This window comes from Methylobacterium sp. 391_Methyba4 (assembly GCF_029691625.1).
Taxonomy (GTDB): Bacteria; Pseudomonadota; Alphaproteobacteria; order Rhizobiales; family Beijerinckiaceae; genus Methylobacterium; species Methylobacterium fujisawaense.
Genome location: NZ_CP121475.1, coordinates 5652857 through 5673232 on the forward strand (window position 1 = coordinate 5652857; position 20376 = coordinate 5673232).

Here is a 20376-nt window from a genome sequence, read left to right on the forward strand (position 1 = left end):
TTCGCTGCGCTCGCGATGACGGCGCGGAGCCCGCTATGATGGCGCGAACGCGACGCGCGACCTTCCGGGAGACGACACGATGGACAACCGCAACACCGTGTGGCGCCACGTCGACGCGCAGACGGAGCGGCTGATCGCCCTGTCCGACCGGGTCTGGGGCATGCCGGAGGTCTGCTACACGGAAGCGCGGTCCTGCGCCGAGCACGTCGCCGAGCTGCGCCACCAGGGCTTCCGCGTAACCGAGCAGGTCGCCGGCATCCCCACCGCCGTGATGGGCGAGGCCGGTGAAGGCGGGCCTGTCATCGCCTTCCTCGGCGAGTACGATGCCCTGCCGGGCCTGTCGCAGGAGGCGGGCGTCGCCGAGCACCGGCCGGTGGAGGCGGGCGGCCACGGCCACGGCTGCGGCCACAACCTCCTCGGCTCGGCGGCTTTGCTCGCCGCCACCGCCCTGAAGGACTGGCTCGCCGAGACCGGCACCCCCGGCCGCGTGCGCTACTACGGCTGTCCCGCCGAGGAGGGCGGCGCCGCCAAGGCGTTCATGGTCCGCGCCGGCGCCTTCGCGGATGCCGACATCGCGATCTCCTGGCATCCGGGCAGCTTCTGGGAGGTGGCGCCGCCGGTGGCGCTCGCCAACACCCGGGCGGATTTCGTCTTCACCGGGCGCACCGCCCACGCGGCGGCTTCCCCGCATCTCGGGCGCTCGGCGCTCGACGCCGTCGAGCTGATGAGCGTCGGCGTGAACTACATGCGGGAGCACATGCCGTCCGACGCGCGGGTCCACTACGCCTATCTCGACGCCGGCGGCATCGCCCCCAACGTCGTCCAGGCCGGCGCCACGGTGCGCTACTCGATCCGGGCGCGCGACCTGCCGGGCATGCTGGCGCTGGTCGAGCGGGTGAAGAAGATCGCCGAGGGCGCCGCCCTGATGACCGAGACCGCCCTCGAGGTGCGAATCGTCAGCGCGGTGTCGAACCTCCTGGGCAACACGCCGCTGGAGCAAGCGCTCCACGGCGTGATGGAGGAGCTCGGGCCGCCGCATTTCGACGAGGCCGACCGGGACTTCGCGGGCAAGATCCGGTCGACGCTGACCGACGGCGACATCGACGCCGTGTTCCGCGCCATCGGCATGCCGCGCAACGAGGCACCGCTCGCCGATTTCCTCGTGCCCCTCGACGCGCCGCGCAACCCGGCGGTCGGCTCCACGGATGTCGGCGACGTGAGCTGGGTGGTGCCCACCGTCCAGGCCCACGCACCCACGGTGGCGATCGGCACGCCGTTCCACACCTGGCAGGTGGTGGCGCAGGGCAAGACCCCGGCGGCCCACAAGGCGATGGTGCAGGTCGCCAAGGCGATGGCCGCCACCGGCGCCCGGGCGGTGACCGACGCGGCTCTGCGCGACGCCGCCAAGGCGGACCTCGCCCGCCGGGTCGGCGCCGCCGGCTACGTCTCGCCGCTGCCGCCGGAGGTCGCGCCGCCGCTCGGCATGTCGCTGGGGCGGTGAGGCCCCCTCAGAGCGTCCGGGCGCGGAGCGCCGTCACGACGATCTCGGCCAGGATGACGACGCCGAAGATCGCGGCGAGCACCACGGCGACCTGATCCCAGTAGAGCAGGTTCAGGGCGGTATCGAGCGCGACGCCGATGCCGCCCGCGCCGACCAGCCCGAGCACGGCGGATTCGCGGATGTTGATGTCCCACCGGAACAGCGCGATCGACCAGAAGGCCGGCTTCACCTGCGGCCAGTAGCCGAGCAGCAGCGTCGAGAGCCGGCCGGCGCCCGCGGCCTGCAGGGCCTCGATCGAGCCGCGATTGGCCTCCTCCAGCGCCTCGGCGAACAGCTTGCCGGTGAAGCCGACGGAGCGGAGCGCGATCGCCAGGGTCCCGGCCAGGGGGCCGGGGCCGAACACCGCCACGAACAGCAGCGCCCAGACCAGGGAATTCACCGAGCGCGAGGTCACGAACACGAACTTCGCGAACAGGTTCAGCGCGCGGTTGGGCGTGACGTTGCGGGCCGCCATCAGCCCGATCGGCACCGCGATCGCGATGGCGATCAGGGTGCCGAGCGTCGCGATGTGGAGCGTCTCCACCAGCGCCCGCAGGGTCGGCCCGACATAGCCGGCATCCATCGGCCACATCCGGCCGAACAGGTCGGCCAGTTGCTCGGGGGCGTCGTAGAGGAATTCCGGGATCACCTCGATGGTGCGCAGGCTCGCCACGAAGGCCGCCACCGCGCAGAGCGTGAAGGCGAGCCGCGCCAGCCGCTTCCACAGGGGGAAGCGCTGCCAGTGGCGCGGGCCGGCGGTAGCGGGGGCGAGGGCGACGCTCACTGGAACACCTTGCGGGCCCAGCCGGAGACGATCTCGGCCACCATGATCAGGGCGACGATGACGATCAGGATCGCCAGCACGACGTCGAAGTCGAAGCGCTGGTAGGCGGTGAACAGCGTCGCGCCGATGCCGCCGCCGCCGACGATGCCCACCATGGTGGAGTTCCGCAGGTTGGAATCGAGCTGGTAGGTGGCGAAGCCGATGAAGCGCGGCAGAACCTGCGGCTGCACGCCCATGATCAGGGTCGACAGGAAGCCGGCACCGGTCGCCCGCACCGCCTCGACCTGCTTCAGGGAGATCTCCTCGATCGCCTCGGCGAACAGCTTGGCGATGAAGCCCACCGAGGCGACGATCAGCGCCATGACGCCGGCGAGCGCCCCGAAGCCGATCGCCTTCACGAACAGGATCGCCACGATGATCGGGTGGAACGACCGGCAGAGCGCGATCAGGATGCGGGTCGGCCACGTCACCCAGGGCGGCATCAGGTTGCGGGCCGCCAGGAAGCCGATCGGCAGGGCGACCGCGATGCCGATCACCGTCGCGATCACGGCGATCTGCAGGCTCTCGAGGATGCCCGACTGGATCAGCTCCCAGCGGGAGAAGTTCGGCGGGAACATCCGGGCCAGGAACTGCTGCCCGTGGGCGAGGCCGCCGGCGAAGCGCTCGGGGGAGAAGCCGAGCTGGGTCGCCGCGTAGACCGCGTAGAGGGCGAGGAGCGCCCAGCCGGCGCGGGCGGTCCAGTTGGGCCGGAACGCGACGCGGCCGGCGGCGTCGGAGGAGGCCGGTCGGGCGGTCGCAATCATTCGAGCCAGTTCTCGCCGCCGTAGATGCCGCGTAGGTCGGCCTCGCTCAGCCGGTCGGGCGGCCCGTCATAGACCACATGCCCGCCCGACATGCCGACGATCCGCGCCGCGAAGCGCTGGGCGAGCGCCACGTTGTGGATGTTGACCACCACCGGCACGCCGCGCTCGGCCGCGAGCCGGGACAGGATCTCCATGATCTCCACGGAGCTCTTCGGATCGAGGGACGAAGTCGGCTCGTCGGCGAGCACGATCTCGGGCTCCTGCATGATCGCCCGGGCGATGCCGACGCGCTGGCGCTGGCCGCCCGACAGGGCGTCGGCCCGGCGCGTGGCGAAGCCCGACAGGCCGACCGCGTCGAGGAGGTCGAAGGCGCGGGCGATGTCCGCCTCGGGGAAGCGGCGCAGCCACGCGCGCCACGCCGGCACGTAGCCGAGGCGGCCGCAGAGCAGGTTCTCCATCACCGAGAGGCGCTCGACCAGGTTGTACTCCTGGAACACCATCCCGATCCGGCGACGCGCCCGGCGCAGGGCGGGGCCGGAGAGCCGGGCGAGGTCCTCGCCGCGGAACAGGATCTGCCCCGCGGTCGGCTGGACCAGCCGGTTGATGCAGCGGATCAGGGTGCTCTTGCCGGTGCCGGACGGCCCGATGATCGCCGTGAGCCCGGTGCCGGGCACCACGAGGTCGATGCCCTTCAGGACCGGCTGGCCGGGCCGGTATTCCTTGGTCAGCCCGCGGATCACCAGGGCTCGGGGATCCTCCGCCCGGGGATCGCCGTCGGGTCCGTCCTTGACCGCGCGCATCGCGCTTCCCGCCGTCACAGCCTGCATCACGGCTTGGGCGCGTCCGCGGCCTTCTTGCGGGCGGCCTCGGCCTCGCGGGCGGCCTCACGCTCGTAGGCGACCTTGTTGTACGGCGTGCCCGATTCCTCCGCGACCTTGCGGACGATCGCCCAGTCCTTGAGGTAGGTGATCGGCGCGAACCGGTCGTCGCCCTCGAAATCCTTCACCATGTCGGGTGGGAAGCGGAAATCGTAGAAGCACTGCTTCAGCTTCTCGGCGAGGTCCGGCTTGAGATCGTGGGCATAGGCGAAGCCCGAGGTCGGGAACTTCTCGCTCGTGTAGATCACCCGGTAATCGTCGCCCTTGATCGTGCCGCGGGCGACCATCCGGTAGAACACGTCCGAGGCCACCGGGGCGGCGTCGTAGTCGCCGGTGCCGACGCCCAAAGCCGACTTGTCGTGCCCGCCCGAATAGATCAGCTTGTAATCCTCGCCGGGCTTCAGCCCCTGCTCGGGGAAGAGGGCCTTGGGGGCGAGGTTGCCGGAATTCGACGACGGCGCCGTGTGGGCCACGCGCTTGCCCTTCAGGTCGGCCAGCGTCTTGTACGGGCTGCTCGCCTTCACCACGACGATCAGGTTGTAGCCCTCAGACCCCTTCTCGGTGCCCTTGGCGGCGAACGGGACCGCGCCGGCCATGTTGACGGCGAAGCCGAGGGGCCCGGTCGAGAAGCCCGCCACCGTGAGCCGGCCGGAGCGCATCGCCTCGATCTCGGCGGAGTTCGACTGGACCGGATAGTAGACGACCCGCTTGCCCGTGCACTGGCTGAGGTAGGTCGTGAACGGCTTGAACGAGTTCTCGTAGACCGCGGGATCCTCCACCGGCGTGTAGGCGAAGACGATGACGCTCGGGTCACGGGTCTTGGCCGGGACGTCGGCGACGAGATCCTTGTCGGCGTCGCAATAGGCATCGTCGAGCTGGCCGCGGTTGGGACACGCGTCGGCCCTGACGGGCGACAGGGAACCGAAGCCGCAGAGCAGCGCCAGGGCTGCGCCGTATCGGGCGAATGTCACGCGGTATCCTCCCTGCGGAGCCGTGCCTCGGGCCGGCGCCGTCATGTCCTCGCTCGATCGCGGCCGAGCCTTAAGTCGGCAAACTTGTAGGCGGCGGCTTCCGGGCGATGCAAGGCAGTCCGTGGAACAGAAGTTGAAGGACACGGCCCGGTGACAGGGGCCTGCGGCGGCTCCGAAGCGTCCCGTTTCCGTCGGCATCCAGGTGCCCACCGCCGGAGCCCCAGGGCGTGACACCGGGCGCCGAAGGGAAACCGGTTCCGTCCTGGCGCGCCGCGACAGGGCCGCCGCGCCGCTGATACGGTATCGCGCGGCTGTGGAGCGTTTCGATGCGGCGATCAATCCTGTTCCTGACGGCCGGCCTCCTGGCCTGCAGCCCGCGTGCGGCCTCCGCCGAGCCGGCGCAGGACGGCGTCGCCGATCTCGGCAGCTATGCCGCCCGCGTGGAGATGCATCCCTTCGAGAGCCTGACGCTGACCGACCGGCAGTTCCTGACCGGCACGTCCGAGGGTGCGAAGCCCGTCACGGTCGCCGGGCTCCTGCGCATCGCCAAGCCGGGGTCGGAGCGGTTGCCGACCGTGATCCTGATGCACGGCTCCGGGGGCCTCGGCGGCAACATCGAGTTCTGGCAGCGGGCGCTGGCGGCGCGGGGGATCTCGACCTTCGCCATCGACGGCTTCACCGGCCGGGGCCTGACCAGCGTCAACACCGATCAAAGTCTCCTCGCGCGCACGAACCTGATCCTCGACATCTACCGGGCGCTGGGCGTGCTGGCCCAGCATCCGCGGGTCGATCCGGCGCGCATCGCCGTGATGGGCTTCTCGCGCGGCGGCCAGGCTGCGCTGTATGCCAGCCTCAAGCGCTTCGACGCGGCCTGGAACCGCTCCGGCGTCACCCCCGCCCTGTACCTGCCGGTCTATCCCGACTGCGCGATCCGATTCCGGGACGACACCGCCCTGGTGGACCGGCCGATCCGGATGTTCGGGGGCAGCGGCGACGATTACAATCCGGCCGCGACCTGCGCCGCCTACGCCGAGCGACTGAAGGCGGCCGGCGCCGATGTCGGCCTGACCGTCTATCCCGGCGCGCAGCACGTCTTCGACAACCCGAACGGGCCGGCCCACCCCGTGGTCGCCAAGGGCGCGCAGACGGTCCGCGCCTGCGCGATCCGCGAGGCGGAGGACGGCGCCCTCGTGGAGGGCCCGAACGCCACGCCGTTCACCTATACCGCCCCGTGCGTGCAGCACGACCCGCATATCGGCTCCGACGCCGCCGCCCGCGCCGCGACCCTGTCGAGCGTCTCGGACGCGCTCGAGGCCGCGTTCCGGCGGCCGTGACGGCCAGATCGTCGCCGGATCGACGCCGGATCGACGCCGTGCAGGCGTCACTGGAGATCGATGACCGTCCGCCCCGACGGATGGGCCCGCGGTGCGGGCTCCCGCCTGTTGCCGAGGAAGTCCGTCGGCGGCAGGGCGCCGGGCTTGGCGCCGGGCTTGGCGACCGGGGCGCCGCGCGCGGCCTGCACCACCTGTTCGGGGCGCTCGGACGTGGCCGGCCCCGCGACCGGCGGCAGGGGCGCCACCACGCGTCCCTCCGCCTGATCGAGGCAGCGCCGCAGGGCGCCCGGGTCCGGCAGCAAGGTGCAATCGTTCACCGAGAGCGGGCTCGGCTGCGCGGCGGCGGGGGCCGCACCGAGGCCGGCCAGCAGGGCCAGGACGGCCTTGGCTTGCCGGGACCTGGCTTGCCGGGACCGGGTCGGGATCATGGCTGCGCCTGCCGGATCCGCGGGTTGACCTGCCGGATCTCGACCTCGCTCGGCTCCGACGGAAGCAGCCTGCGTGGGACCGGCGCCCCGACGCGGCCAGCCTGCTGCTGCGCCTGGGGCGCCATCGGCTGCGGGGACGGAGCATTGGCCCGGACCTGCTGCGGCGGCTGTGCGGGCGCGTCCGCCTGGTCGAGCCGGCCGAGCCGCACCCGCACATACGCGACCGAACGGTTGGCCGCATCGAACCCGCACTCGTAGGTCACGCGTACCCATTCCTTCGCGGGGCTGAGGAAGCGGATCGAATCCCCCCGATAGCGCACCACCGTGGCGGCGCCCTCGGGCGCCTCCGCCTGCTGGAAGATCTTGGCGAAGGGCCGCGAGACCCATTCGAAATCCGTCGGCGCCTGCGCCTCGATCCGCGGCGCGCAGATCTGGGACGCGACCTCGTTGTTGGCGCGCACGCAGGTGGCATCGCAGCCCGCGGGGGCGGGCGCCGGTTGCGTCGACGCGGCCCTGGCGGAGGCTGGCTGCTGCGCGGGCGGTGTCTGTGGTGAGGCTGCCGGCGGGGCCGGGGCCGCGGGCTGAGCCTCGGCCGAGTTGGCGCCGACAGACCCCAGGGTCGCGGTGGCGAGCAGGACCTGCATCAGCGATCGGCCGCGCTGCCTCATCGTAGCCTCCCACTCAACGCGTATCGCAGACGATTTTTCGTCTTGCGGTGAATTCGATCTCTTCGTCGTCCGCGAAAACCTTTCGGCTCAAGCACAGTCGACGGATCCTAAGCGGCGACGGCGGCATGGCCCTGTGAGACCCGTCCCACATCACCTTTCGGAGCATTCTTGCTTGGCCAGCAACATACCACTTTCAGCCATAACTGATGTGACCAATTTAACACGCCTATACCGACCTGTGATGGCACTAACGAAGACTGCCTATCCCGTGGAATGGATTCTAAGTCAGCGATCGCGGCAGGGCCACTTTAAACAGTTGAGAATGTTCGTCTTTCGACGCGCCATCCATACTGAATTCACGGCACTTTCATCTGAAAAAGGAATCCAGAAAATTGTAAAGATTGTAGATTTTTGCCTAACTCACGCTTGACACCCATCATCGGCTTATGGATACGCTTAACAAGCCGTTAAATCGCTGTAACGATAGAGCGACTGCAATGGCATAGATTGTGTTCGAGAGGACACATAAATAAAAATGGGAGTGTATCTATGTTCAAGTCAGTTGTTCTGGCGTCCGTGGCGGTCGCCGGTCTGACGGCCTTTGCGACAGGCGCCTCGGCGCAGTCCCAGACCCCCGTCATGGGCGCTGGAACTACCGCGAACGAAGCCTTCGTCGTCCAACGCGGTCTATCGAACTCCGCGGCTGTCGATCAGACCGGAACGAACAATAAGGCCGGCAAGCTCTCGACCAATGTCGACCTGTCAGTCCCGAATCTGTCGGAGAGCAACCTGAACGGCGTCTCGAACGGCGCCCAGACCATTCTGCAGAATGGTGCGTTCAACGAACTGAAGGTCACGCAGGGCGGCTCGAACAACACCGTGAGCACGATCGCCGGCAATCGCTACGGCAATCCGACGATCGGCGTCGCCAACGGCTCGTTCCAGCAAGGCATCGCCAACTCCGTCGACTCGAATCAGCTCGGGACCAACGGCGTGGCGCAGTTCCAGCAGAACGGCGACAAGAACAAGGCGTGGATCACCGCCGAGGCCGGATCGAAGAACACCTACGCGGGCATTTTCCAGTTCAACGGCGACAACAACAGGGCCCGCATCACGCAAGACTACAGGGCTGACAACGCCTATGCCGCGATCGTCCAGTCCGGCGACTATAACGTAGGCAACATCAGCCAGAACGGCAACACCAACTACGCCGCCCTGCTCCAGATCGGCCGAGGCAACGAGGCGTCGATCACGCAGACCGGATCGTCTGTCGGCGCCTTCGGCTATCAGAACGGCTTCGGCAATTATGGATCCATCACGCAGTCGGCGAACTCGGCCAATGCTGCTTTCGCGCAGATCGGCGGCTTCAACAGCGTGACGATCCGCCAGCACTAATGGATCGGGCTGAGGCCCATCCCCAGTCTGACGTGTCCTGGAAGGGGCGCTCCTGCGGGAGCGTCCCTTCTCTCGCCATCCCAGCGTCTTCGATCGCAGGCGCAGTCTCGATCATGCCCAGCCTCACCGTCGATCCGCCCGTCCTCTGTCGCGTGGTCGAGAGCCGCTCGGCCGAAACGACGCGTCTGGCTCTTCGCGTCGAGGCGCTCCGCGGCACCGCAGGGCGGTACAGCCTGGTCGTGCGGAAATCGGATCCGGCAGGCACCGCGACGATGCAGCAGGGCGGTGGCTTCGACCTCGCCCCCGGCGAAACCCGGGATGTCGGCAATCTGACCGTCAGCGTCCTGCCGAACGGCCAGCTCCGGATCGACGCGTCCGTGCTGATCGACGGGCGCAAGATCAACTGCGGCCATATCAGCATATACGATCTTTGATCGGCCGATCGATAATCGCCGATGTCAGTCGGTTGACATACCACTTTTTCGTTATCGGGAAATTATCCGTCGATTCATTGACATGGGCTGCCAACGGCGACAGCGGGTCGATTCTTATCAGAATTCATTGTGCCATAGTCACCACACGCCGGCTTAGAAGCCGTGTGGATAAGATATTTTGCTGTACGTTATCGAATAGCACTGATTTAAGGTGGGCCAAACAAGCAGGGGGGACAGATGATGCGCCGCACGCGCCGCAGCCGGACCGCAGGTCAAGTGCTGCTCTTCGTCCTCCCGCTCATGGCCGGCTCGGCGGCGGCCCAGGATCGCGTCGCGATCGAACAGATCCAAGCCCTAGCCCAACGCGCCGCGGCCGGTGCTCCGGGGCGGGCGATCCAGGAGAGCGACTACATCCTGGGCAATCAGTCCGGCATCCTGCTGCTCAGCCCGAGCCTCCCGCCCCAGCCGGCAGCCAATCAAGCCCGGGCCCTTCAGGTCGGAACAGGCAACATCTCCACGATCGACATGTCGGGCTACGGGAATGTCGCGGTCCAGAGCATCATCGGCGCGCGCAATACGGTGACGCAGCAGCAGACAGGCTCCTACAATCAGTCGACAGTCTCGGTCTTCGGCGATTCCAACACCGTCGGTACCCGGCAGGACGGCAGCGGCGCGGCCGCGACGATCACGGTCCGCGGCGACAACAACGCCATCTCGGCGCAGCAGCAGGGCAACAACGCCCTGCCGATCAGCATCACGCAAGTCGGCAACGGCGCCAACGTCTCGGTCACCCGGAGGTAACCCCATGCGCTTGTCCCGTCTCCTCGGGCCGCTCGTCTGCGGCACGGCTCTCCTTGCGGGCGTAGAGGCGCAGGCCAGCAGCCTCGTCTACCAGCCGATCAACCCGTCCTTCGGGGGAAGCCCCCTGAACGGCGCCTGGCTGCAGGCCGAGGCCGCCGCCCAGAACGACGCGCAACGGTCCGCCCAGCGCGACCAGCAGCTGTTCTCGGCGGCCCAGAGCAACGCCAACACCAAGACCCCCGGTCAGATCTTCGCCCAGCAGTTGCAGACGCAGATCTACAGCTCGCTGGCGAACCAGATCACCCAGGCCCTCTTCGGCGAGAACGCCCAGCAGAGCGGCAGCTACAGCTTCGGCGGATCCCAGGTCACGTTCCAGCGTCTGGGGACCAACATCCAGCTCCAGATCTTCGACGGCCAGTCGACCACTACCATCGTCGTCCCGGCGACGGCGGCGGCCGGCGGCAGCGCGATCGCCACGACGCCGCTCTCGGGCGCGCCCTGAAGCCGGGCGCAGGACGATGGAAACCGATCATCCTTGGCGGCCGGCTTCGCCGACCTGTGCCGCGCGAGCGGACGCGGCGGACCGGCATGCGGACCGGAACGGAGACGGCGTTGCCCGTGCGTAGCCTTCTGAACAGCCTGGTCGGCGCCGTCATCCTGTGTGCGGGCCTCGCCGCCTGCGCCCCCTGGGAGCGGGAGCTGCTCGCCCAGGCCCCGGTGGTGACGCCGCCGTCGCCCACCGACCTCAATCTGGAGACGCTGCCGCCGCCGACCCGCCGGGTCGACATCGCGATCTACAGCTTCCCGGACCTCACCGGTCAGAACAAGCCGAACGACAACATCGCGGAATATTCCCGCGCGGTCACGCAGGGCGGGGGCGCCTTCGTGGTCGACGCCCTGCGGCGCGCCGGCCGCGGCCAGTGGTTCTCGGTGGTGGAGCGCACCGGTCTCGCCAATCTGCTTCAGGAGCGGCAGCTCATCCGGGCCACGCGCCAGGAATTCGAGGGCGTGGAGGCCAAGCCGCTGCCGCCGATCCGGTTCGCCGGCCTGATCGTGGAGGGCGGCATCATCGGCTACGATGCCAACACCGTCACGGGCGGCGCCGGCGCCAACCTTCTGGGCATCGGCGGCGACACCAAATACCGGCGCGACGAGGTGACGGTGGCGATGCGCATCGTCTCCGTGCAGAGCGGCGAGGTGCTCAACAGCGTCACGGTGACGAAGACGATCTACTCGGTCGCCCTCAACGCCAACGCGTACCGCTACGTGGCGGTGGCCAAGCTGCTGCAGGTCGAGGCGGGTGTGACCCGCAACGAGCCGACCCAGATGGCCGTCCGCGAGGCGATCGACCTCGCCGTCTACGCGACGATCATGGAAGGCACGCGCAAGAAGCTCTGGCGCTTCCGGGACCCGGTGCTCGGGACGCGCTTGGTCGACGCGTACCTCGCCCGCGACAAGCCGACGCCGCTCGAGGTTCCGGCCGCAGAGGCGCCGGTGGGGCCCGTGGTGGTCAAGTCCTGAACCGCCATGCTGGAGCCCGTCGCACGCCCGCTCCAGTTCGGCCACCGCCGCAGGGGCGTGCGGGGGCCGCTCGCCCTCTGTCTCGTGCTGGCCGCCGCCCTGACCCCGATCATCGCGCCCCGGGCATCGAGCACCGCGCGTGCCCCGATGGCGCCGGATGCGGCCGACCTCACACCCTTCGCGCAGAGTGCGCCGCCGCCGATTGGGCCGGTGGCCAGCTTGGTCCGGTGGCCGGCGATCAGTCCGGCGATCAGTCCGGCCATGGCCGACCTTCTGGTCCTGGATCGGGGCGCGTTCCAGCCGATCGATGCCGCGTCGCTGCTGTTCTCGCGGGGTGATGGCGACCTGGACCGGCTGATCGCGACCGCGGCCGCGGCCAACGACCTGCCGCCCGACTTCTTCCTGCGCCTTCTGCGTCAGGAGAGCGGCCTCAATCCCTATGCGGTCAGTCCGGTCGGCGCACAGGGAATCGCCCAGTTCATGCCCGGGACCGCCGCCGAGCGCGGCCTGCGAAACCCGTTCGATCCCGTGGAGGCGATTCCGAAATCCGCCGAACTCCTGCGCGAGCACCGCGCGCGCTTCGGCAATCTCGGTTTGGCGGCCGCCGCGTACAATGCCGGCCCTCAGCGCGTGCGCGGATGGCTCGACGGCCGTTCGGGCATGCCCGCCGAGACGCGCGACTACGTGATCCGCATCACGGGCCGCCCCCTGGAGGAGTGGGCCCTGCAGAGCGGCCGGTCCCTGCCGGGGACGGCGCTGGCCTTCCTCGCCCCGCGCAGTCTCGGCTCTGCCTGGGCCGGCCGCGCCGACCCGCTCCTGCGTCCTGCGTCCCTGCTGGGGACCGAGCCGGTCTTGCGCGACGGGCCCGTGTCGTCGACGGCGCGCTCCGCCAGGACGAGGCCCCAGCGCCCGTCGGCACGGAGCCCGCAGCCGCGCTCCGAGCAGGCCCTCTGCGCGGTCCTGAACGGCGAAGGCCGCACCTGCCTCGTCCAGGCGGTCTACTGAGGGGGCGCGAGCTGCTCGATCCGGACCGCCTGGGCGGGCGTGGTCGGCTGGCGGCTCTGCCGAAGCCTGCGCCGCTTCCCGCGCCGTGATGCCCCCGCCGCCGGGATTGGGCCCGCCGCCTCAAGCAGGGACCGGTCGATCACCGGCGCCCGCTGAAACGCAGCCGGTCGCGGGCCGGGCGCGAGGCGCTGCCCCTCGTAGAGTTCGATGCAGTCCCGGAGGGCCGTCGGGTCGCGGATGAAGGTGCAGTCGTTCACGTTCGGCACCGGCGCGCCCTGCGCCGCCGCGGCGGTGATGCTCCCCGCGGCGGCGGCGGCGAACACAATCGTCCGCAGTGCAAATCCGGACATGGACGAACCTCACGGCCGTGCAGGCGAGTCGCTGCGTCGGCCTGAAACTACATTATTCAGCGTCTATCAGAACATTCACCTATCCTGCCAGTTCCGAAATTCTGATTTCGCTCGAACTCCAGAGGCCAGATCTGGGCCGCGGCCGCCGGTCGGGCGCGCGGCCGAGGCCCGCCCGACTTCGCCGCCCCGTTTCGCAGCATCGACCGGCGCTCGGCGGACCGCCGCGCCGCCGAGGGGGCCATCTCTACATCCGCAAGTCATGTCGGCGAGACGGCCGACTCCTGGTGGCCTGCAAGCGGCGGCACCTGGCGCAGGCGCCCCCCTCGTCCGACCGATGCCTGCGGGACGGGCCTGATCGGCAACGGCACGGCGATCCGGTGGGATGTCGGTGAGGGCCGCCCGAAGCGATCCCCCGGAGCGCGGCAAGCTGCAGCGCCAAAAGGACTGCCCCTTCACGGGGGGGCGGATCACTCTGCCGACGGCCCCGCGCAGCCCGCACGGTCCGCCTAAGGGATGGCGTCACAGTCCGCTGAGTGACGACATGGGTCGAACGCAGCCGTTCGCGCGGCCAATCCGGCCGCGTTCAGATTCTAGACGCCCGCCCGCGATGGCCCGCCCACCTGCCGCAGGGCCTCGCCGGCGATCATCGCGGCCGCAACCGCGACGTTGAGCGAGCGTAGGCCGGGCCGGATCGGCACCACGATCCGGGCATCGGCCGCCCCGTGCACCGCCTCCGGTACGCCGGCGGATTCGCGTCCCACCATCACGCAATCGTCCGGGCGGAAGGCGAAGTCCGTGTAGGGTAGGGCGCCCGCCGTGGTTGCGAGGACGAGCCGGATCCCGGCCTCGGCCCGCCACGCCGCGAAGGCCGCGAAGGAGCGGTGCCGCGTGATCGCCACGTGGTCGAGGTAGTCGAGCCCGGAGCGGCGCAGGTGCCGGTCGGAGACATCGAAGCCCGCGGGTTCCACGATCTCCACCGCGAGCCCCAGGCAGGCGGCCATGCGCAGCATCGTGCCGGTGTTCTGGGGAATGTCGGGCTGGTAGAGGGCGAGGCGGAGCATGGCGCCCGCCTTGTGCGGGGTGGGGCCCGCGCCGTCAAAGGCCCGCGCCGACGACGCACAGCCGGCAAACCGCCGCGGCGGCCCCCGCCGACGCCGAGACCGGGCGGAACTTAAGCCCCGCCAGAACCTTGAGGCGGCGCCACCCCATGTTCGGCCCCCGTCTGAAAGACCTGCTCCGATGCGCACCCCGCTCCTCGCTTCGGCCCTCCTGCTGGCCGGCCTCGCCACCGCCTCGGCGCAGACCGACGGCACCAAGCCGGACGGCGGCAGCGCCGCGACCCCGGTTCCCGGCGCACCCGCCACCATGGCCGACAACCTGCGCCCGACCTTCGTGGCTCAGACCCCCGACGACATGGTCGCCAGCAAGCTGATCGGCTCCAGCGTCGTCAACGGCGCCAACGAGACGATCGGGCAGATCGCCGATTTCGTCCTCGACCAGAAGGGCGCCGTGAAGGCCTGGATCATCGGGGTCGGCGGCTTCCTGGGGATCGGCTCGAAATACGTCGCGGTCGACCCGTCCGTGCTCAAGCTCGACCGCACCGACGGCAAGACCCTTCAGGCACGGATCGACACGACCAAGGACCAGCTCCGGGCGGCGCCGGAATACGTCTATCTCGGCAAGGAGCCGCCGAAGGGCGCCGCTCCGGCGAGCCCCGCGGGGGAGCCGGCGCAGAAGCCCTGACCGCGCCGACGGCGCGGGGCCGGGCGGCCGGCGGCACCGCGCTGGCTTGCCTCCGCGCGCCGTTGTGTGCTGTGCCGGCCTCCCCCGGAGGTCGGAACCCGTCCCATGCGCCGCGCCCTCGTCCCGCTTCTCGCCTTCTGCCTCGGCCTCGTGGGCCTCACCGGGGCGGCGGTGTTCGCGTTCCTGCCCGACAAGGCGCCGGTGGGCGTACCCGGCGTCGGCGGCCCGTTCACCCTCGTGAACCAGGACGGACGCACCGTCACCGAGCGCGATTTCGCCGGGGCCACCCATCTCGTGTTCTTCGGCTTCACCCACTGCCCGGATGTCTGCCCGACCACCCTGCAGCAGATCTCCGCCGTGCTGGCCGCCCTCGGGCCGAAGGGCCAGGCGATGCGGGTCGCCTTCATCACGGTGGATCCCGAGCGGGACGATCCGGCGAGCCTGAAGACCTACCTGTCGAGTTTCGATCCGCGCATCACCGGCCTCACCGGGACCCCCGAGCAGGTCACCGCCACCGAGAAGGCGTACCGGGCCTATGCCCGCAAGGTGCCGGCCAAGGACGGCGACTACACGATGGAGCATACCGCCCTGGTGTACATCATGGACGCGCAGAACCACTTCCTCGGCGCCCTCGACCTGACCCGGCCGGCCGACGAGGTCGCTGCGCAGCTCGCCAGGAAGATCTGAGCGCGGGGTGGTCCGGCCGGGGACGCGCTACAGCGTCATCCCGGCATGGAAGCGGTCGGGGGAGAGGGGCAGCAGGAACTGCACGCCGAAGCCGCCCTCGAAATAGCGGACCAGCCGCCCCGGCGTGCTGCCCACCGTGACGGCGGCGCCGAGAGGCAGCGGCACCGGGCAGGAGATCGCCACGCCCGACATCGAGATGTCGATGAGGCGTGCCCTGATCTCGCGGCCGCTCTCGACGCGCAGGATCACGGCCGTGTTGGTCGGGACGAGACGCTCGTGCGAGCGCCCCTCCGGCAGCCCCAGCATCTCCCGGTTGGCCAGCCAGGTGAGCTGGGAGGCGAGCTTGTCCCGCTTGCGCGGCGTGGCGTTGAGCTGGACCGCAAAGCCGTCCGCGCAGGGGCGGGCGATCACGCCTTCGATCCGGCCGATATGCTCCAGGTAGAGCACCACGCGTTCGCCGACTTCGCCCTGCACCGCGCAGGTCAGCCGCACGCCGCCCGGCGACATGTCCACCGTCTGGCAGGGGTACTCCCGACGATCGGCCAGCATGTAGCGGCCGAGCACGGCGACCCGCACGCGCTGGTGCCGGCGCTGGTCGGCCGCACCGCGCGCCGGCTCGGGGGGCGCCCCGCGTCGATCTGTTCCGGCGGTGGCCGCGACCGCGATCATTCCGAGATAGGTCCTACGCCGAGATAAAGGCCGGTACAGACTAAGCTCGGACTGTTACGAAACCCTTTTTTCCTGCTTCTGCGTGTTTCGGCCCTGTAGAAGCATTCACTATCGGACGTTGCCTCGACGGGCGCGATCGACTTTCGCCGTGACGGTGTTCTCGGATTCCCGCGCGGATCCGCTCGTGGCAGCGAGCGTCATCCCAGTGAATCTTCGAATGAATACAATCCTCAGGCGCGTCCGCCGGCGTGGACGAGGAGGTGACCGTGGCGCACCGGTCCGGGATAGGTGGCGCTCGTGCGCACGGCGGTGCGGGCGGGCGGCCCCGCCTCGGGACGGCGGCTGGGCAGGATGCGTAGGGAGGTTGTCTCGGCTTCCATCAGCGGGCGCAGGCCGAGCCAGTGCGGCGCACCGTCGAGGCTCAGGGTGCCGAGGGCGCGGACCTGGGTCCGGCCGCGGTGGCGCAGGGGCAGGAGCAGGAGTTCGAGGTCCGCCGCCTCGCCGGCCGCATTCGTGCCGCGCAGGCCCGCCACGACGCCGAGCGTGTCGCTGGCGACGATCTCGACGATCCGCCAGGGATCCGGGGCCCGGGAGCCCCAGAGCCGGGCGAAGGGCTCACCCTTCAGTTCACGGCCATACAGGGCGCAGACCCGCGTCCCTGCGAGCCGGATCGTCGCGGAACGGGCGAGCATGTCGAGTTCCAAAATCAGGCTGTCGGCGAGAAGGTGCCGGATCTCGCCCGGCTCGATCTCGGCGCGCTCCGGAGCAGCCCGCTCTCCGCGCAGGCGCTCCCAGTAGGCGTGGAGCATGCGGCTGGTGGGATGTTTCATCGGTGTCCCGATTCTCAACGCCTGTGGTTCATCCCCGGATCACTCTGGCACATCCGCGCGGGTGTGACGGGCCGATCCGGGCGCTCACCGCGTCTGGGCGCATGGGCCGTGCCGGCCCGGTGCGTCCGCGCATCGCTGGACCGACCGGCGACGCGCGGCCCGGGGGTTAGCGCGTCAGGGCCGGCGACACAATCGTCGCACCCCGCGCGGCGCTCAGCCGTCATCCGGGGCGGAACCGGTGCGAAGACAGATGGGCGCCGTGTGATGGACTGGTATCCTCTGCGTCTTTGCGAGCTTCAATACGTCGCCGGGGCTTGCCCAGTCGCGCCGCGCCCCGACATGGTGCCGCGATGGATGCCTCCCCCGACTTTCCGCGGCAGAGCCGCGTGCCCGTGTTCAACATGCCGGGGGTTGTCACCCTCGCGATCGGGCTTCTTCTGGCGATCCAGGCGGTGCGCGAGTTCCTGCTGCCGGACACCTGGGACATCCGCCTCGTCCTCGATCTGGCGCTGATCCCGGCGCGCTGGACCCTCTGGTTCGATCCCGGCCAAGCCACCGAGGTGATCCGCGCGGCCGCCGATACGGGCGATCCCAGCCTTGAGGCGGCCCGCGAGGCCTTCGCCCGCTACATCGTGGGCGAGCACGCCCTCCAGCCCTGGACGCTCGTCACCTACGCGCTGCTGCACGGCTCGTGGATGCACGTGATCTTCAACAGCGTCTGGCTCGCGGCCTTCGGCGCCCCGGTGGCGCGCCGCTGCGGCGCCCTGCGCTGGTGCGTCCTCGCCCTTGCCGGCACCGCGGCCGGGGGCCTGTTCCACATCCTGATCGATCCCCTGGGCGCCGGGCCGCTGGTCGGCGCCTCGGCGGGGATCTCGGCCCTGATGGCGGCCGCCGCCCGCTTCGTGTTCCAGCCGCCGGTCTCCGGCTACGGCGCGCCGGCCTGGCAGGTGCCGCCGGCCCGGCCCGCCGAGACGATCCCCGAATTGCTGCGCAACCGGACGGCCGTGTCGTTCCTGGTGATCTGGCTCCTGACCAACCTGCTCTTTGGCCTCGTCAGCATGCCGCTGGTCGGCGAGAACGCCGCCATCGCCTGGGACGCGCATCTCGGCGGCTTCATCGCGGGCTTCTTCCTGTTCCCCCTCGTCGACCCTCGGGAGCCGCGGCGGCACTGAGCACCTTGCCATCCGGCCGGATCGGTCACACACTCGCCACAATGTGAACGCGCCGGGCCCAACCCGGCCGAGAACGCAATCAGGGCGCCGCGGGCTGACGGCGTACCGGACGCGTCACAAGGGAGAGAGCCATGACCGTCGCACGCATCCTCGCCGAGAAGGGAAGCTCCGTCGTCACCGTGAGCCCCGACAAGACCCTGGAGGACGTGATCCAGATCCTCGCCGATAAGCGGATCGGTGCCCTGGTGGCCGCCCATGCCGACGGGACGGTGGCGGGCATCATTTCCGAGCGGGACATCATGCGTGCGCTGGCCCGGCACGGAGGCTCGGCCTTCGACGCGCCGGTCTCGGCCCATATGACCACCGCGGTCACGACTTGCGGTCGGAGCACCACGATCGAGGAGGTCATGGCGCTGATGACCGACGGGCGCTTCCGCCACGTGCCGGTCTGCGAGGACGGGCGGCTGATCGGCCTGGTCTCGATCGGCGACGTGGTGGCGCGCAAGATCGCCTCCGTCGAGGCCGAGCAGCAGGCCCTGCGCGACTACATCACGATGGCGTAGGGGCGCGAAGCCTCACGTCTCTCGCGCCCTCCGGCCCCCGGGCTTCACCGGTTCAGAGCAGGCCGGCGGTGCCGGAGCGCGACGCGCGCCCTCTCCCGCATGGGAGAGGGGACCTGCGCGCCTCCGCGTCGACGGACGAGCGGGCCGACAGCTCAAGCCCATGATCGCCCGCGGTCCGTTTCACGCCTTCATGGGATCGAGGGTGACGTGCCAGAGGTCGGTGTCGGCCGCGTCCTTGAGGGTCACGGTCATCTGCTCGGTCCGACCGTCCACCGCCACGTGGCCGAAGAACTGGTAGCCGGCGGCCGGCGACAGGTTCACCTGACCCTTGTCGGGCGCCTTCACGAAGCGCAGCTGCGGCCCGAACGTGTTGTCCAGGGCGTTCGGCCCGAAGGTGCCCGCGTGCAGCGGGCCGGAGACGAACTCCCAGAACGGGTCGAAATCCTGGAACTGCGCCTTGTTGGGGTCGTAGTAGTGGGCGGCCGTGTAGTGCACGTCGGCCGTGAGCCAGACCGTGTTGCGGATCCCCGCGCTCTTGATGAAGCGCAGGAGGTCGGCGATCTCCAGTTCGCGCCCCAGGGGCGGCCCGTCGCCCTGCGCCACCGCCTCCGAGCCGAAATTCCGGTCGACGTCGTAGGTCACCACGAGGCCAAGGGGCATGTCGGCGGCGATCACCTTCCAGGTCGCGCGGGAGTCGAGCAGCGCCTGCTTCAGCCACGCGAGTTGCTGCGGCCCGAGGAAGTGGGATTCGGGGCCGTACTCCGTCTGCTTGTTCTCGCCGTTCGGGCCCCGGTAGGAGCGCATGTCGAGCATGAACACGTCGACCAGCGGGCCATAGGCGATCTTGCGGTAGACCCGGCCGGGTTCCGCCGGCTCGAAGCGCATCGGCATGTACTCGTGAAACGCCTTGGCCGCCCGCAGCTGCAGGGCCAGGACGTTCGGGTCGGAGTATTTCTTCTTGAGGTGCTCGGCCCGGGTGAGGGGTTCACCCGGCCACCAGTTGTTGGTGACCTCGTGGTCGTCCCACTGCGCCAGGATCGGCACGGCGGCGTTCATCGCCAGCACGTTCCGGTCGGTGAGGTTGTACTTGTGCCGGCCCCGGAACTCCGCGAGCGTCTCGGCGGGCTTGGCCACCTCCTCGGTGACCCGGTTGCGCCACAGGCTGCCGTCGGGGAGCTTCACCTCGGACTGGATCGGCCCGTCGGCGTAGATCGTGTCGCCGGAATGGATGAAGAAGTCCGGCCGGTTCTTCAGGATGGCCGAGTAGATCGTCATGCCGCCGCGGGCCTCGTCGATGCCCCAGCCCTGGCCCGCCGTGTCGCCCGACCAGCAGAACGACACCGTGCGCCTGTCCGCCGGCGCGGTACGGAACCGGCCGATCTGAGCCGGTCCGACAATCGTCGGGGCGGCGATGTCCTGGAGGCGGACCCGGTAGAACACGTCCTGGCCGGCCGGCAGCCCGGTCAGGGCCACCTTCACGGTGCCATCGGTCTCGGGCAGGGCGTCGGCGAAGACGCCGCCGCGGATGTCGGAAAAGCTCTCGGTGGTCGCCCATTCGACGATCGCCCGGGCGGGCCGGTCGGAGCGCGCCCAGACGACCGCCGAGTCGGTGCCGACATCGCCCGATTGCAGGCCGTGTGTGAGGACCGGCCGGTCGGCGGCACGGCTCAGGCCGGGGCGCCCGAGGCCGGAGGCCAGCCCGACGAGGCTCGCGCCCCCGGACAGCAGGATCTGACGGCGACTCGTATACATTGGAAGCCCTCCAGTATGCAGGGCGCCCATCGCAGGCGGTCGCGACAG

General features: G+C 69.9%; 23 protein-coding genes. 12 read left to right on the forward strand and 11 right to left on the reverse strand.

The window, feature by feature from the left end:
* Positions 1-79 precede the first annotated feature (79 nt).
* Positions 80-1501, forward strand: coding sequence for a M20 family metallopeptidase (locus P9K36_RS26565; RefSeq protein WP_043759849.1), 1422 nt, complete (start codon positions 80-82; stop codon positions 1499-1501).
* 7 nt (positions 1502-1508) lie between these two features.
* Here the strand turns inward: P9K36_RS26565 and phnE (P9K36_RS26570) are convergent, their stop codons facing one another.
* The 4 genes from phnE (P9K36_RS26570) to phnD are packed head-to-tail and all read right to left on the reverse strand — an operon-like array spanning position 1509 to position 4976.
* A complete protein-coding gene (gene phnE / locus P9K36_RS26570) occupies positions 1509-2324 on the reverse strand; it encodes a phosphonate ABC transporter, permease protein PhnE (protein WP_043356476.1) in 816 nt (271 codons plus the stop codon).
* On the reverse strand, positions 2321-3127 hold the full coding sequence (phnE, locus tag P9K36_RS26575) for a phosphonate ABC transporter, permease protein PhnE (RefSeq protein WP_111473506.1): 807 nt from the start codon (positions 3125-3127) through the stop codon (positions 2321-2323). Before phnE (P9K36_RS26575) ends, phnE (P9K36_RS26570) begins: the two co-directional genes overlap by 4 nt.
* Positions 3124-3927, reverse strand: a complete 804-nt coding sequence (phnC, locus tag P9K36_RS26580) for a phosphonate ABC transporter ATP-binding protein (protein ID WP_052083927.1) — start codon at positions 3925-3927, stop codon at positions 3124-3126. The genes phnE (P9K36_RS26575) and phnC overlap by 4 nt, the downstream gene beginning before the upstream one ends.
* A 26-nt stretch (positions 3928-3953) precedes the next feature.
* Complete coding sequence (phnD, locus tag P9K36_RS26585; protein WP_043353999.1) at positions 3954-4976, reverse strand: phosphate/phosphite/phosphonate ABC transporter substrate-binding protein; 1023 nt, start codon at positions 4974-4976, stop codon at positions 3954-3956.
* A gap of 326 nt (positions 4977-5302) precedes the next feature.
* On the opposite strand from phnD, the gene P9K36_RS26590 reads away from it, so the two are divergent.
* Positions 5303-6310 carry a dienelactone hydrolase family protein gene (locus P9K36_RS26590; protein ID WP_043759855.1) on the forward strand — a complete coding sequence of 336 codons (1008 nt, stop codon included), beginning with the start codon at positions 5303-5305 and terminating at the stop codon, positions 6308-6310.
* 47 nt (positions 6311-6357) lie between these two features.
* Here the strand turns inward: P9K36_RS26590 and P9K36_RS26595 are convergent, their stop codons facing one another.
* Together P9K36_RS26595 and P9K36_RS26600 are read right to left on the reverse strand one after the other, a co-directional pair.
* Positions 6358-6738, reverse strand: a complete 381-nt coding sequence (locus P9K36_RS26595) for a hypothetical protein (protein WP_043379074.1) — start codon at positions 6736-6738, stop codon at positions 6358-6360.
* Entirely contained in the window at positions 6735-7406 is a 672-nt protein-coding gene (locus P9K36_RS26600) for a hypothetical protein (RefSeq protein ID WP_148311268.1), read from the reverse strand. Before P9K36_RS26600 ends, P9K36_RS26595 begins: the two co-directional genes overlap by 4 nt.
* 549 nt (positions 7407-7955) lie before the next feature.
* Here P9K36_RS26600 and P9K36_RS26605 point away from each other — a divergent pair.
* The 6 genes from P9K36_RS26605 (at position 7956) to P9K36_RS26630 (ending at position 12562) form a co-directional block, all read left to right on the forward strand.
* Positions 7956-8801 carry a hypothetical protein gene (locus P9K36_RS26605; protein WP_043759859.1) on the forward strand — a complete coding sequence of 282 codons (846 nt, stop codon included), beginning with the start codon at positions 7956-7958 and terminating at the stop codon, positions 8799-8801.
* A gap of 113 nt (positions 8802-8914) precedes the next feature.
* On the forward strand, positions 8915-9235 hold the full coding sequence (gene csgH, locus P9K36_RS26610; protein WP_043759861.1) for a curli-like amyloid fiber formation chaperone CsgH: 321 nt from the start codon (positions 8915-8917) through the stop codon (positions 9233-9235).
* A 237-nt stretch (positions 9236-9472) separates the two neighbouring features.
* A complete protein-coding gene (locus P9K36_RS26615) occupies positions 9473-10036 on the forward strand; it encodes a hypothetical protein (protein WP_236961864.1) in 564 nt (187 codons plus the stop codon).
* Between the two features lie 4 nt (positions 10037-10040).
* Positions 10041-10538 carry a curli assembly protein CsgF gene (locus tag P9K36_RS26620; protein ID WP_043355333.1) on the forward strand — a complete coding sequence of 166 codons (498 nt, stop codon included), beginning with the start codon at positions 10041-10043 and terminating at the stop codon, positions 10536-10538.
* A gap of 116 nt (positions 10539-10654) precedes the next feature.
* Positions 10655-11557 carry a CsgG/HfaB family protein gene (locus P9K36_RS26625; RefSeq protein ID WP_111474318.1) on the forward strand — a complete coding sequence of 301 codons (903 nt, stop codon included), beginning with the start codon at positions 10655-10657 and terminating at the stop codon, positions 11555-11557.
* Positions 11558-11563: 6 nt separating this feature from the next.
* Positions 11564-12562: a lytic transglycosylase domain-containing protein gene (locus P9K36_RS26630; protein WP_111473504.1), complete on the forward strand. Its 999-nt coding sequence runs from the start codon at positions 11564-11566 to the stop codon at positions 12560-12562.
* Here the strand turns inward: P9K36_RS26630 and P9K36_RS26635 are convergent.
* Positions 12556-12912 carry a hypothetical protein gene (locus P9K36_RS26635; protein WP_043355336.1) on the reverse strand — a complete coding sequence of 119 codons (357 nt, stop codon included), beginning with the start codon at positions 12910-12912 and terminating at the stop codon, positions 12556-12558. The two genes, P9K36_RS26630 and P9K36_RS26635, sit on opposite strands and share 7 nt — an antisense overlap.
* A gap of 590 nt (positions 12913-13502) precedes the next feature.
* A complete protein-coding gene (locus P9K36_RS26640; RefSeq protein ID WP_043759866.1) occupies positions 13503-13973 on the reverse strand; it encodes a tRNA (cytidine(34)-2'-O)-methyltransferase in 471 nt (156 codons plus the stop codon).
* Positions 13974-14151: 178 nt separating this feature from the next.
* Here P9K36_RS26640 and P9K36_RS26645 point away from each other — a divergent pair, with 178 nt between their 5' ends.
* A complete protein-coding gene (locus P9K36_RS26645; protein ID WP_043355339.1) occupies positions 14152-14655 on the forward strand; it encodes a PRC-barrel domain-containing protein in 504 nt (167 codons plus the stop codon).
* 105 nt (positions 14656-14760) lie between these two features.
* The gene (locus P9K36_RS26650) at positions 14761-15342 is read left to right on the forward strand and encodes an SCO family protein (RefSeq protein WP_043355341.1); all 582 of its coding nucleotides are present in this window, start codon (positions 14761-14763) and stop codon (positions 15340-15342) included.
* 27 nt (positions 15343-15369) lie between these two features.
* Here the strand turns inward: P9K36_RS26650 and P9K36_RS26655 are convergent, their stop codons facing one another.
* Both P9K36_RS26655 and P9K36_RS26660 read right to left on the reverse strand, forming a co-directional pair.
* Positions 15370-16011 (reverse strand): PilZ domain-containing protein, encoded by a 642-nt coding sequence (locus P9K36_RS26655; RefSeq protein WP_043355343.1) that lies wholly within the window; start codon positions 16009-16011, stop codon positions 15370-15372.
* A 230-nt stretch (positions 16012-16241) separates the two neighbouring features.
* The gene (locus P9K36_RS26660; protein WP_043379090.1) at positions 16242-16841 is read right to left on the reverse strand and encodes a PAS domain-containing protein; all 600 of its coding nucleotides are present in this window, start codon (positions 16839-16841) and stop codon (positions 16242-16244) included.
* 350 nt (positions 16842-17191) lie between these two features.
* Between P9K36_RS26660 and P9K36_RS26665 the strand changes: the two genes are divergently transcribed.
* Positions 17192-18013 carry a rhomboid family intramembrane serine protease gene (locus P9K36_RS26665; RefSeq protein ID WP_043355351.1) on the forward strand — a complete coding sequence of 274 codons (822 nt, stop codon included), beginning with the start codon at positions 17192-17194 and terminating at the stop codon, positions 18011-18013.
* A gap of 131 nt (positions 18014-18144) precedes the next feature.
* On the forward strand, positions 18145-18576 hold the full coding sequence (locus tag P9K36_RS26670) for a CBS domain-containing protein (protein WP_043355353.1): 432 nt from the start codon (positions 18145-18147) through the stop codon (positions 18574-18576).
* Positions 18577-18756: 180 nt separating this feature from the next.
* Here the strand turns inward: P9K36_RS26670 and P9K36_RS26675 are convergent, their stop codons facing one another.
* Complete coding sequence (locus P9K36_RS26675) at positions 18757-20328, reverse strand: alkaline phosphatase D family protein (protein ID WP_043355355.1); 1572 nt, start codon at positions 20326-20328, stop codon at positions 18757-18759.
* Between the last annotated feature and the right edge of the window lie 48 nt (positions 20329-20376).

Bases quoted from the DNA above. Each gene is read 5' to 3' on its own strand.
- P9K36_RS26565 (WP_043759849.1), top strand. From the start codon at position 80: ATGGACAACCGCAACACCGTGTGGCGCCACGTCGACGCGCAGACGGAG.
- phnE (WP_111473506.1), bottom strand. From the start codon at position 3,127: ATGATTGCGACCGCCCGACCGGCCTCCTCCGACGCCGCCGGCCGCGTC.
- phnC (WP_052083927.1), bottom strand. From the start codon at position 3,927: ATGCGCGCGGTCAAGGACGGACCCGACGGCGATCCCCGGGCGGAGGAT.
- P9K36_RS26590 (WP_043759855.1), top strand. From the start codon at position 5,303: ATGCGGCGATCAATCCTGTTCCTGACGGCCGGCCTCCTGGCCTGCAGC.
- P9K36_RS26595 (WP_043379074.1), bottom strand. From the start codon at position 6,738: ATGATCCCGACCCGGTCCCGGCAAGCCAGGTCCCGGCAAGCCAAGGCC.
- P9K36_RS26600 (WP_148311268.1), bottom strand. From the start codon at position 7,406: ATGAGGCAGCGCGGCCGATCGCTGATGCAGGTCCTGCTCGCCACCGCG.
- P9K36_RS26605 (WP_043759859.1), top strand. From the start codon at position 7,956: ATGTTCAAGTCAGTTGTTCTGGCGTCCGTGGCGGTCGCCGGTCTGACG.
- csgH (WP_043759861.1), top strand. From the start codon at position 8,915: ATGCCCAGCCTCACCGTCGATCCGCCCGTCCTCTGTCGCGTGGTCGAG.
- P9K36_RS26615 (WP_236961864.1), top strand. From the start codon at position 9,473: ATGATGCGCCGCACGCGCCGCAGCCGGACCGCAGGTCAAGTGCTGCTC.
- P9K36_RS26620 (WP_043355333.1), top strand. From the start codon at position 10,041: ATGCGCTTGTCCCGTCTCCTCGGGCCGCTCGTCTGCGGCACGGCTCTC.
- P9K36_RS26630 (WP_111473504.1), top strand. From the start codon at position 11,564: ATGCTGGAGCCCGTCGCACGCCCGCTCCAGTTCGGCCACCGCCGCAGG.
- P9K36_RS26635 (WP_043355336.1), bottom strand. From the start codon at position 12,912: ATGTCCGGATTTGCACTGCGGACGATTGTGTTCGCCGCCGCCGCCGCG.
- P9K36_RS26640 (WP_043759866.1), bottom strand. From the start codon at position 13,973: ATGCTCCGCCTCGCCCTCTACCAGCCCGACATTCCCCAGAACACCGGC.
- P9K36_RS26645 (WP_043355339.1), top strand. From the start codon at position 14,152: ATGCGCACCCCGCTCCTCGCTTCGGCCCTCCTGCTGGCCGGCCTCGCC.
- P9K36_RS26650 (WP_043355341.1), top strand. From the start codon at position 14,761: ATGCGCCGCGCCCTCGTCCCGCTTCTCGCCTTCTGCCTCGGCCTCGTG.
- P9K36_RS26655 (WP_043355343.1), bottom strand. From the start codon at position 16,011: ATGATCGCGGTCGCGGCCACCGCCGGAACAGATCGACGCGGGGCGCCC.
- P9K36_RS26660 (WP_043379090.1), bottom strand. From the start codon at position 16,841: ATGAAACATCCCACCAGCCGCATGCTCCACGCCTACTGGGAGCGCCTG.
- P9K36_RS26665 (WP_043355351.1), top strand. From the start codon at position 17,192: ATGGATGCCTCCCCCGACTTTCCGCGGCAGAGCCGCGTGCCCGTGTTC.
- P9K36_RS26670 (WP_043355353.1), top strand. From the start codon at position 18,145: ATGACCGTCGCACGCATCCTCGCCGAGAAGGGAAGCTCCGTCGTCACC.
- P9K36_RS26675 (WP_043355355.1), bottom strand. From the start codon at position 20,328: ATGTATACGAGTCGCCGTCAGATCCTGCTGTCCGGGGGCGCGAGCCTC.